Genomic DNA, 13,033 nt, shown 5'->3' with positions numbered 1-13,033 from the left:
AGGCCCTTCGAGGGGATGCCGTTGCGCGCGTTGACGTCCCAGTTGTTCTGCGCGTTGGGGTTGCCGCCGGACTCGCGCATGATGTTGCGCTTCAGACCGTCGTAGCTGCCCGGGATGCCCTTCGCCTTCATGATCGCCAGCGACTGCTTGATCCAGCCGTCCAGATTCCCGCCAGCGGCAGCCTGGGAGGCGGTCTTGGCGGTGTGAGCGGTGTGCGGCACCGCGGCGACATGGTGGGCGGTCTGCGGCATCTCGGCCGCCGACGCCGAGGACGGCATCATCGTCACCGCGCCGGCCGCGGCACCCGCCGTGACCAGACCGGACAGCACAACACGACGCAGACGAGCAGAACGGCGGGCAGCAGAAAACACAGACACGAGGGGACTCTCCAAAAGACGTCGTTAAGGCAACCAGCCAGGACCGGCCGACAAACCTGTGGGCGCCGGGGCGAGGCCCCGCAGCCACCGGAAAAATCAAGAACAGGCACCCCCGGGGATCAACACCCGGACCGCCTGCCACTCCGGCAACGACCAACATGATTAAAGCCAGACAAACCCCCACGCAAGCATGTGACCTACTACCCCCACACGGAGAAATGTCTGAAATGTGCCATTTTGCGGCTTTGGGTGCTGGTCAGCACACACCCCGCCTACGACCCCCGATAGAACGTGACCCACCCCCTATGACCACCATCACCAGAAACGGCACAAACAGGACCGCCAGAACCACCCGGCCGCCCCGTCAGCCGCAACAGCACCGAACAGACCTTCCGCTATCGCGGGGCGACGGCTTTGACCCAGTCCTCGACGGTCACGACCTGCGCCCACTGCGGAAACAGCCTCTCGACGAGGAACCGGTGCACCTCGGGGTCGGTGTCCAGGCAGGCGTCCGCCAGGACCGTGAGACCGAAGTCCAGGTCGACAGCGCGCCACAGAGTGGCGCCACAGAGTGGACAGGACCACCGCGCTGGTCGCGATACCGGTCAGGACGAGACTGCCGCGGGCCCCTGAGCACCAGGTCCAGGTCGCTGCCCGAGAAGGCACTCCCCCGTCGCTTGGTCACCACCACGTCGCCCTGCCGGGGCGCAACGTCGCCGTGGATCCCGGTACCGGGCTCACCCTCGGCGAACAGACCGGCCCGCACGATGCCGGCCATCACCTTGTTGCGGGAGCCGACTTCCGGATCACCCGGCCGTAATCCGATCACCACATAGATCACAGGGATACCGGCAGCCCGGACCCCGTCGATCGCCCGGCCCAAGCGCGGCAGACATCCGGAACCGCCGTCCGCGACCGCCACGATGTCCCGCTGGACATCCATCACCAGAAGCGCGCTGTCCGCCACGCCCGCCGCCCCTTCTCCGCAGGGAAAAACACGGGCAAGCCTGGTGGATCAACCACACCATGACCAGGATCCGGGAAAACCTCACCCACCCACGGCCCCCACTCCCCCGACAGCGCGGACACAACCCAGCCACGCCCGCACCGGACCACCCCCACCTGACTCCTCGTACACCTCCCACCGCCCGCCGGTGGGTGAAAGCGAGCAGCCGGGTCGACAACGGCCTGCAGCGCAAGCGGACCCCGATCCGCCGCCCCCCTCAGAGCCGAGGCCGCCGTGACGGGGCCGGGACGCAGTACGGATCGCCCCGCAGCAGCCCGGCGAAGAAGCCCGCCGCGAAGACGTCGACCGCGCCCACCGGCTCGGCCACAGTGACCCGCAGGGCCGGGACCGTGACCGTCTCCGACGCGGTGAACGCCGTCGCCGCGCGGGAGCCGTCCTTGACGACGAGGATCCGCGGGCCCGGGAGCAGGTCACGCGCTGTGGTGGGGGTGAGGTCCGGGCCCCACAGATCCTGGGCCTCGTCCAGGCCCACCAGGACGATGTCGGCGCGGTTCGCGAGGTAACGGAGTGCGTCCGGGGCGATGCCCTTCGGCCAGAGAGCGGGGCGGTGGTTGACGTCGAAGCTGATCACATAAGGGCGGCGGGCGGTGGCGGAGACCGCGAGGGCGCGGACAAGCAGCACACCGCCCGCACCCCCCTCGCCCGCGCCCAGGACACGGGCTCGGGCGCGGGCGAGCCACCGCTCACGTCTGGCACTGCGCCGTCCCCGCAGCAGACCACCCACTCCAGACACCCCCGGCCGCACGCGCATGCACCCGGATCTCGACCCTCACCGGCCCGCACACCCGGGTGGAACTGCCCACCTCCGTGGGACCGGCAGTCGCGCCCGCCGGAACAGAGGTGCGGCCGGTGCCCAGCTTCACCCAGTGACCGCCCGAGACGACACGGAAAAAGGCCTCGTAAGAGACGTCCACCGCCCTCGTGCCCGTGTTACGCAGCTTGATGTGAGCCGTGATCTCCCGGGTGTAGACCCTGCCCTCCTTGCCACGCTGGGCACTGATACAGCCGTTGACAGCCACCCGACCGGTCGACACCCCGCCACCACACGCGACAGCCGCCGCGTGAGCGTTTACGGGAACAGTCAGCACGGTGAGTGCCGCCGCACCCAGAGCCGCACCCATGAACCTCATCCGCACGATCTACCCCTTCCGATCACCATCACGTCAGGAAAACCATGACGCGGCGAGGCATGAACAGCAGCGATCCGGCGCGATCTTCACCCCAACGGAAGCGGGGCGGTACCCCGCCGCACGTTCCAGCGAGTCCGGCGTGTTCTTCACCCCCAGCGGGAACGGCCGGTACCCCGCTGACGTCCACACCACCCTGGCTTGCGCGGCCTTCGGCAGGCCGTCCGCCTGCTGCCCGAGAACGCCGTGGCGGAGAACAGGCAGACAGCCGGAGACGTCCGCGGGGACATCGAGCCCCAGGAACGGGAGACGGCACTCGACCTACTCATCGAGACCGCGGATGCCCGTCCGGCGCCCGTCGGCTTCCGGAAGACGCCCGCCGAGGCCGCTCGGCAGATGATGTTTGGACCGGAGCCGGCGTCGGTGCGAGTGACGGGGCCGGGAAGCCGAACACGGCACGGCCCGGACAACCCTGACCCTGCCCGGAGCCGACGAAGGTGGCCGCCGGGGTGTCATCACAGGGGACGGTCGGCTCAGGCGCTGCGGGGGATATCGGTAATCGCAGCACAGACACACGGCGAGATCCGAACATCACGCGGCTTGGGACATCGCACGGCTTCGGGCGGAGTTCGCGCCACAGCCCGGCCCTGGAGAGACAGCCGACGCCCGCCCGGCTCCCCGCAGCCCGAGCCGTGGCGGCATCTGAAACACGGGGACGTGATCATTCATCACGCATGAGACTCAACCCGCCCTCGGCATCACCGACATCATCCGCCACAAGACGTGCGTACGGCCGCCAGACACAACCAGCGCGTCCCAGGGCGGGCAACCCCGCGTCAGCCGCGCCCCGGGACCGTGGCGATCTCACCCTCCGGGTATCACGTCGGCACACCCCGGCCGGCCGGAAACCCCTCCCCGCCGACCGGAGCGACAGAAAGACCGACAACACCACGCCAGGCCTGCAGGCAGATCAGAGCGGCAAGCTCCATCAAACCCGGCCAGCCCCCCGGTTGCAGCGCCCGGAGCCGCTGCTCCGCATCCTCGCGGCCCTGCGGTGAGACACCATCGAGCCCCATACCCACTCCCCCCGAACTCGCCGCCCTCCACTCCGACAACGCGGCCCGCGACAGCCTCCCCGCAGCTCCGCCGGCCGAGACGGACACCCCTCTCGGAGCTGTGCCCCTCACACCCCCGGACTCCGGACCGCTGGACCACACAGCTGCCGTAAATACCCTCCCGCACCACAGACCACAGACCACAGAGCACTGACCACAGAGCACAGAGCACTGACCGCTGACGACCAGCACCTGGCCGCATGAACGGCGGTAGCCGATCCGCGACGAGGAACCAGCCCAAGACATGCCCCCCATCGACGGGAACCCGGACAAACCGGCGCAAGCCGCCCGGGCCACCCGGGCCCGGCGCGACGAGACGCCACAGGAGGACATCCGAGAGCTGGAGGACATCCGAGAGGCGGCACCCTTCATGCACCCGACCGGCCGGTCCGAGGCACCCGACGGCGACCCCGCACGCTTGACGGAATCCGAATGGCACGAAATACGCCGGGAAGCAGCCGAACTGGACTACCTCTGGCAGGAGACCTGCCAGAACCTGATCGAAGCGGCCTACGCCGAACCGGCACTACGCGCCCTCTACCCCTTCACCAGCCACCGGGCACTGCGCTTCTCCACCACCACCCGCCCCCACCTGGCCATCACCGGACCATGCCTGAGCGCCAACAGCGACAACACATACGGGGTAGGCAGGGGCTTCACCAGCCAGGACCTCGGGCAATTCACCACAGCACGGGAAGCCGTAGAAGCGGCAGTACACCACCTGCCCCCCAGCCCCGGCCCCATCACACTCGGCATCTGACCCCGCACAACACCAACCCGCCCCGACCCCGGGCCCCGTCACGCTCAGCGGGTGAACCCACACCACCCGGCAGACGATTCAGCCCGGCCCAGCCCCCGGCGCCCGGACGGCACAACCATCCGCATGTGCCGTGAGTCACACCAGGCAGGAGCAACAAACTCCAACCACCACAAGGGGGAAAAATGCGATTCCACCGTTCCGCACTGGCCGCCCTCGCCACCATGGCCCTGGCCGCAGGAGCCACCACCGCCCTCGCCTCACCCGCCTCCGCCGCACCCAACACCACACCCCAGAAGGTCTGCGGCAACGCCTACAAAACCGTCAACTCCGCACCCATCGGCTCCCTCGGCACCGTCTACCTCACCTACAACCCCACCAACGGCAAGAACTGCGTCACCACCATCCGCAACACGCCCGGCACCGCGACCGATGTGGCCGCCTGGATCTACGTCCCCGACACCGACGCCTACGACCAGGACTACGGCACCTACACCTCCTACGCCGGACCCACCTACATCTACGGCAAGGGCCACTGCGTCGACTGGGGCGGCCAGATCCACAACGTCTACACCCAGATCACCGGCTCCAACTGCGCCTCCCTCAAAGAACAACGCACCACCACCATCCACTGAACACAACACAACACACCCCGGCAGAACGCCACACCAACTCCACCGGGGCCCACACCACCCCCCAGAAACGGCACGAAGAACAGACCGCACCCCGGCAGGGCGAACCAATCAGCGCAGGCCAGCGAAGAGATCGTTCTCAGGAGTGACCGCACCAGTAGGGTCCTGGACGCGGACAAAGGTCTCCATGCCCATCAGCTCACCGAACCTCCGCTTGCCCATCCGGAGGAAAAAGATGTTCTCGCCCTGGCTGGCATGAGCGGCCAGGGCGTCGAATTTCTGATCGCTGTACGCCGTGGTGTCCACCCACGTGGTGATCTCGTCGTCGGGAAGACCGATCTCGGCCAGCGCGGCGGCCTCGGCCGGGTCGGGCTCCGGCATGTCCTCGTGGAACTCACGCATCACCTCACCGAACCGCTGCATCATCGAGCGGGGCGCGGTGGTCCAGTACACCTTCGGGGTCAGCGCGGTCAGCTCCAGCGCCGCCATCGTGATGCGGTGGGCCTGGATGTGGTCGGGGTGGCCGTAGAAGCCGTTCTCGTCGTAGGTGACGACCACATCGGGTCGGTAGTGCCGCATGAGTTCGGCGAGTCGGGCCGCGCCTTCCGCCACGGGGGTCTGCCAGAAGGAGCCGGGGGCGTCGTTGCTCGGCCAGCCCGTCATCCCGGAGTCGGCGTAGTCCAGCATCTCCAGATCACTGACCCCCAAGACCTCACAGCTCTCCTTGAGTTCCTGACGACGCAGCAACGCGACCGCCGCCGGATCATGCCCCGGTTCACCCGGCTTGACACCCCCCGGGCCGTCACCGCAGCCGCCGTCCGTACACGTCACGAGAACGGTGCGGATGCCCTCCGCTGCGTAGCGCGCCAGGACTCCTCCGGTTCCGGTGGCCTCGTCATCGGGGTGGGCGTGTACTGCCATGAGTGTCAAGGGCCGGTCAGTCATGAAGAGTTCTCCTGCGGAAATAGGTTCTGGTCCGAGTATGCGGGGCGCGTATCGCGCCCCGGGGCACCCGCGGCGCCGGACCTCGGTCAGGACAACCCTGTAGACCCATCGGCTGTTCCCCCGCCGCCTCAGCATTCCACCAGCGAAAACCTCCCTGCCTGACATGCCGTCGCTGACACCCGTCGGACGGCCCCCGGGAGGTCAGCTGGAGCAGCACCTGCCACGGCACGTGCCCCCGCACACGGGCTCGGGACGTCACCGCGACCGGCGGCCGAAGGTCTCGGCCCCCTGCCGGTCACGGTGAGCCCCTGGCCGCCGGAGATCCCGGAGGGTTGTCCCGCCGCGTGGGCCGCCCGGTCAGCGTCCGGCTTGCAGCGCGCCCCAGGTGGCGGGCCCGACCTGGCCGTCGACGCCGAGCGAGCGGCTGCTCTGGTAGTCGCGCACGGCCTGCTGGGTGCCCGAGCCGAAGTCGCCGTCCGCCGTGACGGTCCGCCCGAGCGCGGCGGTCAGGGCCCGCTGGAGGCGCTGGACGGCGGCGCCGGTGCTGCCCTGGCTGAGGGCGGGCGTGCTGCCCGCCGAGAGCAGTGCGGTCCAGGTACGGGCGCCCACCACGCCGTCGGCGCCGAGGCCGCGGGCCTGTTGGAAGGCGGTCACGGCGGCGGTTGTCTTCGGGCCGAAGCTGCCGTCGACGGTGCCCGCATCGAAGCCCTGCGCGTTGAGGAGCGACTGGGCGGCCGAGACCTGGGCGCCGGTGGAGCCGGAACGCAGGGTGTCGTACGACGGGAAGCTGAGCTGGACCTCGCCGCCGCCGGTGCTGCCGCCGACCAGCTGCATGTAGTAGGTCCAGTTCCAGTTCGGACCGGGGTCGGTGTGGTCGTTGCCGGGCACCTCGGAGTGGCCGACGATGTGCGCGCGGTCCTTGGGGATGCCGTACCGGGCGCAGAGGGAGGCGGTCAGCGCGGCGGAGGAGCGGTACATCGCGTCGGTGAACCAGCTCGGGTTGTCGATGTACCCCTCGTGCTCGATGCCGACGCCGGTGGCGTTCCCGGAGCGGGCGTGCCAGGCGGTGTCCTTCTCGCGGACCGTCTGGGTGATCTGGCCGTCCGAGGAGCGCACCACGTAGTGCGCGCTGACCTGCGCCGACGGGTTCTGGAACCAGCTGATGGTCCCGGCGTACGAGCCCTGGGTGACGTGGATGACGACTTTGCTGATCGCGGCGGTGCGGCCGACGGCGTAGTTGGCCGCGTTGGCGGGAACCCAGAGCGCGGAGGGGTAGTCCGGGCTCTGGGCGGCCGGGGCCAGGGCGGAGGCGTAGGGGCCGCGCTCGGGGGCGACCTTGCGGGCGGGGAGGGTCAGTTTCTCGCCGCCCTCGGCGCGGGCGGTGACGCCCTTGGCCAGGAAGGTGTAGACGGTGTCGGCGTAGAGCCGGGCGGTGGCGGGGTCGGTGGCGCCGCCGTACCGGGCGAGGAGCGGGTACCAGGTGTCGGTGTCGCGCCGCTCGGCCTGGCTCAGTCCGGCGTGGTCGGCGTAGGAGCGCAGGACGGCGGCGCCGCCCCGGATGTTGGCGGCGGTGTCGGTGCGCAGCTCGCGGGCGGTGTCGCCGGTCAGCCGGGACGCCAGCTCCAGGGTGTGCTGGTCGGGGTTGCTGACCAGATGCATCACGCCGTAGCCGCCCGCCTGGCTGGGCAGGCCGTGGTGGCCGTCGAGGTGGGTCTCGCTGTAGCCGAGGGCGATCAGGAGGTCGCGCGGGACGCCGTACTCGGCCGCCGCGCTGCTGAAGGCGTGGGCGACGGGGCCCTCGGCTCTGCCGGTACGGGGCGCGGCGCTGACCGGCTGCACGGCGGCGGCGACCATGGCCAGGGTGCCGAGGCCGGCGAGGGCCGCGCGGCCCAGGGATATGCGGGGCATGGGGGTGTGACCTTCCGGGTGGGGGCGCTTGCGGGTGGGGGCGCTTCCAGGTGCCGGTGGGGGCGGTGGGCGTGCGGGGCCGGGGACCTCGTGCGGTCCCCGGCCCCGGGCTGCGGCGGGTCAGATGGTGCCGCTCTCCCACCACCAGGAGCGGCCGAGGTCGGCGCGGCTGTCGACGTGCTGGTGGTCGACGTCGTACCGCTCCAGGCCGGAGAAGCCGCAGGTCTCGGCCTTCTGGTAGACGGTGCGGTTGGCGATGCCGGGCACGTCGAGGTCGGCGGCGGTGCCGTAGAGGTGCATGCTGTCGCTGGCGCCGCCGATCTCGGCGTTGTGCGCGATGCTGCGGAAGCCGGAGTTGATGGTGATCGGCACGTTGCCGAGCTTCTTGCGCAGCGCCTCCAGCTTGTACATGGCCCGGCGGGCGTTCTCCTTTACGGCGGCGGCGCTCACCTTGCCGCCGTTGAAGTTGCCGCTCGAACGGTCGTAGAACTCGCTCCAGTTGAAGTGCGCGGTCGAACCGTCCGACTGCTCAAGGGCGTTGAGCTGCGCCTGGGTCGCGGGCCCGGCGCTGCCGTCGACCGCGAGGCCGTACGCGGCCTGGAAGCGGCGCACCGCGGCGGCCGTGCCCGGGCCGAAGTCGCCGTCGATGCTCACCCGGGACTGGGACGCGGAGTCGGCGGCCCAGCCTGCCACCCGGATCTGAAGCTCCGTCACATCGGCGCCGGTGGCGCCCTGGTTCATGGTGCGCGTCCAGTTGTACGCCTGCGCGCTGCCCGACAGCAGGACGGGCCCGGCGAAGACGCCCGCGGTGACGGCGAGGGTGCCGCGCAGGACGGTGCGGCGGTCCGGAGAGAAGGTCATCGTGAACTCCCTTGTACGGGCGGTCAGAAGGCGAGCTGGAACGGCACGACCTGGGCGTCGGTGTCGTAGGCGTGCACGCGCAGCTTGAAGCGGGTGCCGTCCTTGACGTCGGTGGCGACGGTCGCCCACTGGGGGCCGAACGTCGAGTAGGTGTTGTCGTGGTTGCACAGCGTGGTGTGGTCCACGAAGACGACGCAGGCGTCCAGGAAGCCGGTGGCGGAGCTGCTGAGCTTGATGTTGATGTCGGAGCAGCGCGAGGTGGTGGTGTAGGTGCCGAACTCGACCGCGGCGGCGGAGTAGCGGTAGGTGAGCGACACGGCGCCGCCGTAGCAGGAGGCCGATGCGTTCTCGGACCGGGCGGCGGCGGGTGCGGTGGCGCCGGCGGCGAGGAGCGCGGTGGTGGCGGCGAGTACGGCCGCCGTTCTTCGGGTGCGGGTCATCGGGACTCCGAATCACTTGGAGGAAGCGGGAGTTGGGGGTCGTGCGTGCCCTTGCGTCGGGGCCTTCGTCGGGTCAGAAGGCGATCTGGACGCGTGCGGAGGAGCCTTCGAGGTCCACGCCGAGGGGCACGGTGAACGTGCTGCCGTCCTTGACGTCGGTGGCGATGGTCTTCCAGCTCCGGCCGACCTGGGTCCAGTAGTTGCACTGGCCGACGCGGGTGAACTTCACGCAGGCCTAGACGAATTGGGCGTCGCCGCTCACCATGCGGAGGTTGATGTCGGCGCAGCGGGACGTCGTGGTGTAGGGCCCGAACTCGGCGGCGTCCCCGTAGTTCACGGTGACGGCGCCGCCATAGCAACTGGTGGCCGCCGACGAGGTGTTGGCGGGGGCGGCCGACGCGGTGGCGGGCGCCGAGACGGCGAGGGCCGCGAGCAGGGCCGCCGCCGCGGCCGGGTGGGTGAGGATCTTCGCCATCGGGTTCCTTCGGTGTCCGTTCGTTCCGCGGGCTCGGGTTGCGGGCTCGTTCGGTGGGCCGGGGACATGCGGAAGGTGCGGGTGGTGCCTCGGGGATCGGTGCGGCTGAGCGAGTTCATGCTCCGGGGTGTGCTTTCGGCTGTCATGCTCATTCGAACAGGGTGAAATGACGCCGGTGGAGAGGGTGTTGAGCGTGCTTCGCTTCCATTTCTCGGCTGAGGATCTGGCCCGCACCCGGGTTGCCGCCGCCCCGCATCCGCTGTGGGAGATCGCCGCCAGCCTCCACCGCTTCCAGACCCCGGCGGGCCGCTGGGCCTACGCGCACTGGTACCGCACGGCGCGCGAGCGGTTGCGGGAGGCGGGGCTGGAGAGCGCGGTACGACAGCTCCTGCTCCCCCTCTTTCCCCGCGCGTCGTACTGGCCGGACTTCCTCACTCCGCTGGAGGGCGTGTCCGGTCTGGAGGCAGGGCTCGGGGCGATTCTGGCGACGCCTCCGGAGCGGGTGACGGCGGAACTGGCCACCCTGGCGCGGGTCCGACGCGTCCCGCCGCATCTGGCCCGCCTGCCGGAGCGGGAGGCCCGCGCCGAGCTGGTGAGCGTGTTACGGGCCTACCATCGCGCGGTGATCGAGCCCCACGAGGAGTGGATGCACGAGAGCGTCCACGCCGAACGCGTACGCCTGGGGCGGCATCTGCTCGACGGCGGCACCGAGGGACTGCTCGGGGGACTCGGCCCGGCGGTGCGCTGGCACCATCCCCGGCTGGAGATCGGCGCGTACCCGACGCGCCAGGACGTCCGTCTGGAGGGCCGGGGCCTGCTCCTCATCCCGTCCTACTTCTGCTGGAAGGGACCGGTCTCCCTCGCCGATCCCGCCCTGCCTCCCGTCCTCACCTACTCCCTCCACCACCAGCTGCCCCGCCCGGCCCCCGGCTCCCCCTCTCTGGAGGTCCTCCTGGGCCGAGCCCGGGCCACGGTCCTGCGCGCGACCGCCGCCGGCGCCACCACCACCGAAGCCGCCCACCGCGCGGGCGTGACCCCGGCCACGGCCACCCACCACACCACGGCCCTGCGCGACGCGGGCCTCATCACCAGTCACCGCCACGGCAACACGGTCATCCATACGCTGACGCTGCTGGGGGCGACGATGGTCAGCCGGAACATGAAGGAGGCTCCGCCGGGCGCTGGCGGGTGAAGCGGTGCCGCGCTCTGGGCGAGGGGACGTCTCACTGGTCGGTGTACTCGGTGAACGGGGAGCCGCGCTCGTACGGCCTCACCCTGGTCCGGACGGGCCGGGGGCTGGCCCACCGATCCCCTCCGGGCGGCTCGCGCCGACCGGGGGCGGACCCCGTGTGGTCTTCCGGAACATGGCGTGGCCCGCACCGCGACGAGCTGATGTCGGCCCGGCGGCGACGTGTACGCCGGTACCGACTCCTCCACCCGGACGGCGATCGTCGACACACCCGCATCGGCCAGGTCCGCTGGCCTCCTGGCCCGGGAACTGGACCTGCTCCAGGAAGACGTGCCTCCCCGAGGGCTGCGCAGCCAGCCCCGGGTCGTCAGGCACAAGCTGTCCAACTACTGGCCGCAAGCGCGACGGGCACCGTCACTGGACCCAGCCACCCGCACCGGTGCGCAGGCCGTCCACATCAAGCGTCTCCAGCGCGCAGGCCGATGACGCAACGGCATTGCCTCTAAGGGACGTTCACGCTTGCGGTGGGCTTCACCCCCTTGTGAGCTTGCTGCACTCGCTTCGTCTGGAGTTCGGCAGCCATCTCCGCGCGCTCGGTCGTCACGCTCTTGTCGGATCCCCTGGCGTACGTCCACATGACGGTCGTGCCGACTCGCACTTTGTCATGGAAGAACACGATGGTGTGCGGGCCCTTCAACACATCGCTTGACGCCGCGCTTTCGTCTCCGAGGGATCGGACCTTCTTGTTGTCAGGACGAGCGGTGTAGTCGGGCAGCGTCTTGTAGAGCTGCTTGGCGCCGTCCACGGTGCGACAGGAGTAGACGTTGAAGCTGAACCGGAGCCACTTGTCGGTGGCTCGCTTCCCGCGGATGAAGTTCGCTGTCCCGGTGGCGACCACGTCGTTGCAGGCGTCCCCGCCGGCGATCTCGCAGGTGTAGGTGTCTGTTTCGACGCGTCCCGAGCCGACTTGGGTCCACCCGGGCAACGCTGCCTTGTTCGGCAGAGCAGCTTTGAGGTGGCGTGCCTTCAACGTGGCTACGGGTTTTGCCGCTGCGCTCCCTTCGGTGTTCTGGCCACAGTCGGCCAGCAGCAGCGAGGCTGCGAGTGCCACGGCCGCACATCCGGGCCGTCTTCGCACGTTCAAAGTCATGTGTCCCACCCCTTGTTCGATGTGCGGTGATACTAAGTGCTGCGTGGGACATGCCCCGTGCGGGGCATGGTTGGACGGAAAGCGGGGCCTGCCATGCCATGGCTCACACCCCGCGCCCACCAGAACGGCAGGCGCCAACTGGGCGCCCCCGTCTCACACATGCGCATCCCCTGAGCATGCGTTCCGGGCTTTGGCGAGCCAGCGTCCGAAGCGTGTCGCTCACTCGCGGCAAGCTTCTCCCTGGCCTGGCGGTCTGCGTGACGCGAGAGAGGTTGGTGGCCGCTGTACACCGACGAGACCACGTGACGTGTGGTCACCGAAACGAAAGCGAAGACACCGGTCTCACCCAGGGCTGATGCGTTCTCAGATGGCGGGATAAAGGGTCACTGGGTTCGGTGAGACGGTCCCCTTGTCCTCGGCAGTTGCTTGGCGTGTGGCTGTTGGCCCTCCGCCGCCGTGCCGTGAGCCTTGGTACTGCCCCCGACCTTCTCCTTCATTCGCCGGTCACGGCTGCGCCCCTGTCGACATGGACGACCAGCGTCTGTTCCGGTTGTTCGGCCAGGTGGAAAGCGGTGTACGCGTACTCGACCGCTCCCCGTCGCGGGTGCCGTAGCCGTTTCCGGCCGCTGTGCCGGGCCTGCACAACCGGGTGTACCGCGGATCGCCGCGATGGCGTGCCGCCAGAGCGTCCGAAGCCGGCCGAGCAGGCCGCGCGCTTCGGGCTCCCAGTCGATCAGGACGTCCCGGGCCACCGATTCGAGGAACACCCAACGCACAACAACGGCGGTGGCCCCCGACCGTGTTCGGTCGGGGGCCACCGCCTGCCACTGCACGTGCGGTACGGGGTGCGCTGCTGCGGTCAGTAGGCGGAGTTGACGTTGTCGATCGAGCCGTAGCGGTGGGCGGCGTAGTTGGCGGCCGCGGTGATGTTGGCGACCGGGTCGGTCACGCTGTGGGCGGTGCCGGCCACGTGGTAGGCGTTGAACGTCGGGTCGATCACCTGCAGCAGGCCCTTCGAGGGGATGCCGTT

General features: G+C 69.8%; 12 protein-coding genes and 3 pseudogenes. 3 read left to right on the top strand and 12 right to left on the bottom strand.

All coding sequences use genetic code 11. The annotated features are described in order from the left end of the window. From B079_RS34910 to B079_RS35800, 3 genes and pseudogenes are all read right to left on the bottom strand, one after another. A pseudogene (locus tag B079_RS34910) lies at nucleotides 1–329 on the bottom strand (hypothetical protein); the annotation flags it as partial. 443 nt (nucleotides 330–772) lie between these two features. Then, a pseudogene (locus B079_RS31715) lies at nucleotides 773–1,344 on the bottom strand (cysteine hydrolase family protein). A gap of 256 nt (nucleotides 1,345–1,600) precedes the next feature. Further along, on the bottom strand, nucleotides 1,601–2,026 hold the full coding sequence (locus B079_RS35800) for a PfkB family carbohydrate kinase (RefSeq protein ID WP_051095060.1): 426 nt from the start codon (nucleotides 2,024–2,026) through the stop codon (nucleotides 1,601–1,603). Nucleotides 2,027–3,890: 1,864 nt separating this feature from the next. Between B079_RS35800 and B079_RS35795 the strand changes: the two genes are divergently transcribed. Continuing rightward, nucleotides 3,891–4,406 carry a DUF6193 family natural product biosynthesis protein gene (locus B079_RS35795; protein ID WP_018545922.1) on the top strand — a complete coding sequence of 172 codons (516 nt, stop codon included), beginning with the start codon at nucleotides 3,891–3,893 and terminating at the stop codon, nucleotides 4,404–4,406. Between the two features lie 182 nt (nucleotides 4,407–4,588). Further along, nucleotides 4,589–5,038 (top strand): hypothetical protein, encoded by a 450-nt coding sequence (locus B079_RS0111350; RefSeq protein ID WP_018545921.1) that lies wholly within the window; start codon nucleotides 4,589–4,591, stop codon nucleotides 5,036–5,038. 108 nt (nucleotides 5,039–5,146) lie between these two features. On the opposite strand, the gene B079_RS0111345 is transcribed toward B079_RS0111350, so the two are convergent. The 6 genes from B079_RS0111345 to B079_RS35785 form a co-directional block, all read right to left on the bottom strand. Then, nucleotides 5,147–5,980 (bottom strand): PIG-L family deacetylase, encoded by an 834-nt coding sequence (locus B079_RS0111345; protein ID WP_026248579.1) that lies wholly within the window; start codon nucleotides 5,978–5,980, stop codon nucleotides 5,147–5,149. Between the two features lie 357 nt (nucleotides 5,981–6,337). Beyond that, nucleotides 6,338–7,888: an N-acetylmuramoyl-L-alanine amidase gene (locus tag B079_RS0111340; protein WP_018545919.1), complete on the bottom strand. Its 1,551-nt coding sequence runs from the start codon at nucleotides 7,886–7,888 to the stop codon at nucleotides 6,338–6,340. Nucleotides 7,889–8,008: 120 nt separating this feature from the next. Further along, the gene (locus tag B079_RS0111335; protein WP_018545918.1) at nucleotides 8,009–8,749 is read right to left on the bottom strand and encodes a D-Ala-D-Ala carboxypeptidase family metallohydrolase; all 741 of its coding nucleotides are present in this window, start codon (nucleotides 8,747–8,749) and stop codon (nucleotides 8,009–8,011) included. Between the two features lie 23 nt (nucleotides 8,750–8,772). Then, the gene (locus tag B079_RS0111330; protein WP_018545917.1) at nucleotides 8,773–9,189 is read right to left on the bottom strand and encodes a hypothetical protein; all 417 of its coding nucleotides are present in this window, start codon (nucleotides 9,187–9,189) and stop codon (nucleotides 8,773–8,775) included. Between the two features lie 73 nt (nucleotides 9,190–9,262). Next, on the bottom strand, nucleotides 9,263–9,418 hold the full coding sequence (locus B079_RS35790; RefSeq protein WP_018545916.1) for a hypothetical protein: 156 nt from the start codon (nucleotides 9,416–9,418) through the stop codon (nucleotides 9,263–9,265). Nucleotides 9,419–9,424: 6 nt separating this feature from the next. Continuing rightward, the gene (locus tag B079_RS35785) at nucleotides 9,425–9,664 is read right to left on the bottom strand and encodes a hypothetical protein (protein WP_018545915.1); all 240 of its coding nucleotides are present in this window, start codon (nucleotides 9,662–9,664) and stop codon (nucleotides 9,425–9,427) included. A 193-nt stretch (nucleotides 9,665–9,857) separates the two neighbouring features. Between B079_RS35785 and B079_RS0111320 the strand changes: the two genes are divergently transcribed. Further along, nucleotides 9,858–10,856 carry a helix-turn-helix domain-containing protein gene (locus B079_RS0111320; RefSeq protein ID WP_018545914.1) on the top strand — a complete coding sequence of 333 codons (999 nt, stop codon included), beginning with the start codon at nucleotides 9,858–9,860 and terminating at the stop codon, nucleotides 10,854–10,856. Between the two features lie 499 nt (nucleotides 10,857–11,355). On the opposite strand, the gene B079_RS0111315 is transcribed toward B079_RS0111320, so the two are convergent. The 3 genes and pseudogenes from B079_RS0111315 to B079_RS31695 form a co-directional block, all read right to left on the bottom strand. After that, a complete protein-coding gene (locus tag B079_RS0111315; protein WP_158684961.1) occupies nucleotides 11,356–11,964 on the bottom strand; it encodes a hypothetical protein in 609 nt (202 codons plus the stop codon). A gap of 532 nt (nucleotides 11,965–12,496) precedes the next feature. After that, nucleotides 12,497–12,806: pseudogene (locus B079_RS33830) on the bottom strand (transcriptional regulator); the annotation flags it as partial. A 56-nt stretch (nucleotides 12,807–12,862) separates the two neighbouring features. After that, on the bottom strand, nucleotides 12,863–13,033 hold a 171-nt coding region (locus B079_RS31695; protein WP_018545912.1), incomplete at its 5' end, for a transglycosylase SLT domain-containing protein.

It is taken from the genome of Streptomyces sp. LaPpAH-108 (assembly GCF_000373625.1).
Classification (GTDB): Bacteria; Actinomycetota; Actinomycetes; order Streptomycetales; family Streptomycetaceae; genus Streptomyces.
This window is presented reverse-complemented; position numbering and strand designations above follow the sequence as displayed.

Coding starts and splice junctions, on each gene's coding strand:
- B079_RS35785 (WP_018545915.1), bottom strand. CDS start 9,664: ATGGCGAAGATCCTCACCCACCCGGCCGCGGCGGCGGCCCTGCTCGCG.
- B079_RS0111335 (WP_018545918.1), bottom strand. CDS start 8,749: ATGACCTTCTCTCCGGACCGCCGCACCGTCCTGCGCGGCACCCTCGCC.
- B079_RS0111345 (WP_026248579.1), bottom strand. CDS start 5,980: ATGACTGACCGGCCCTTGACACTCATGGCAGTACACGCCCACCCCGAT.
- B079_RS0111350 (WP_018545921.1), top strand. CDS start 4,589: ATGCGATTCCACCGTTCCGCACTGGCCGCCCTCGCCACCATGGCCCTG.
- B079_RS0111340 (WP_018545919.1), bottom strand. CDS start 7,888: ATGCCCCGCATATCCCTGGGCCGCGCGGCCCTCGCCGGCCTCGGCACC.
- B079_RS35795 (WP_018545922.1), top strand. CDS start 3,891: ATGCCCCCCATCGACGGGAACCCGGACAAACCGGCGCAAGCCGCCCGG.
- B079_RS0111330 (WP_018545917.1), bottom strand. CDS start 9,189: ATGACCCGCACCCGAAGAACGGCGGCCGTACTCGCCGCCACCACCGCG.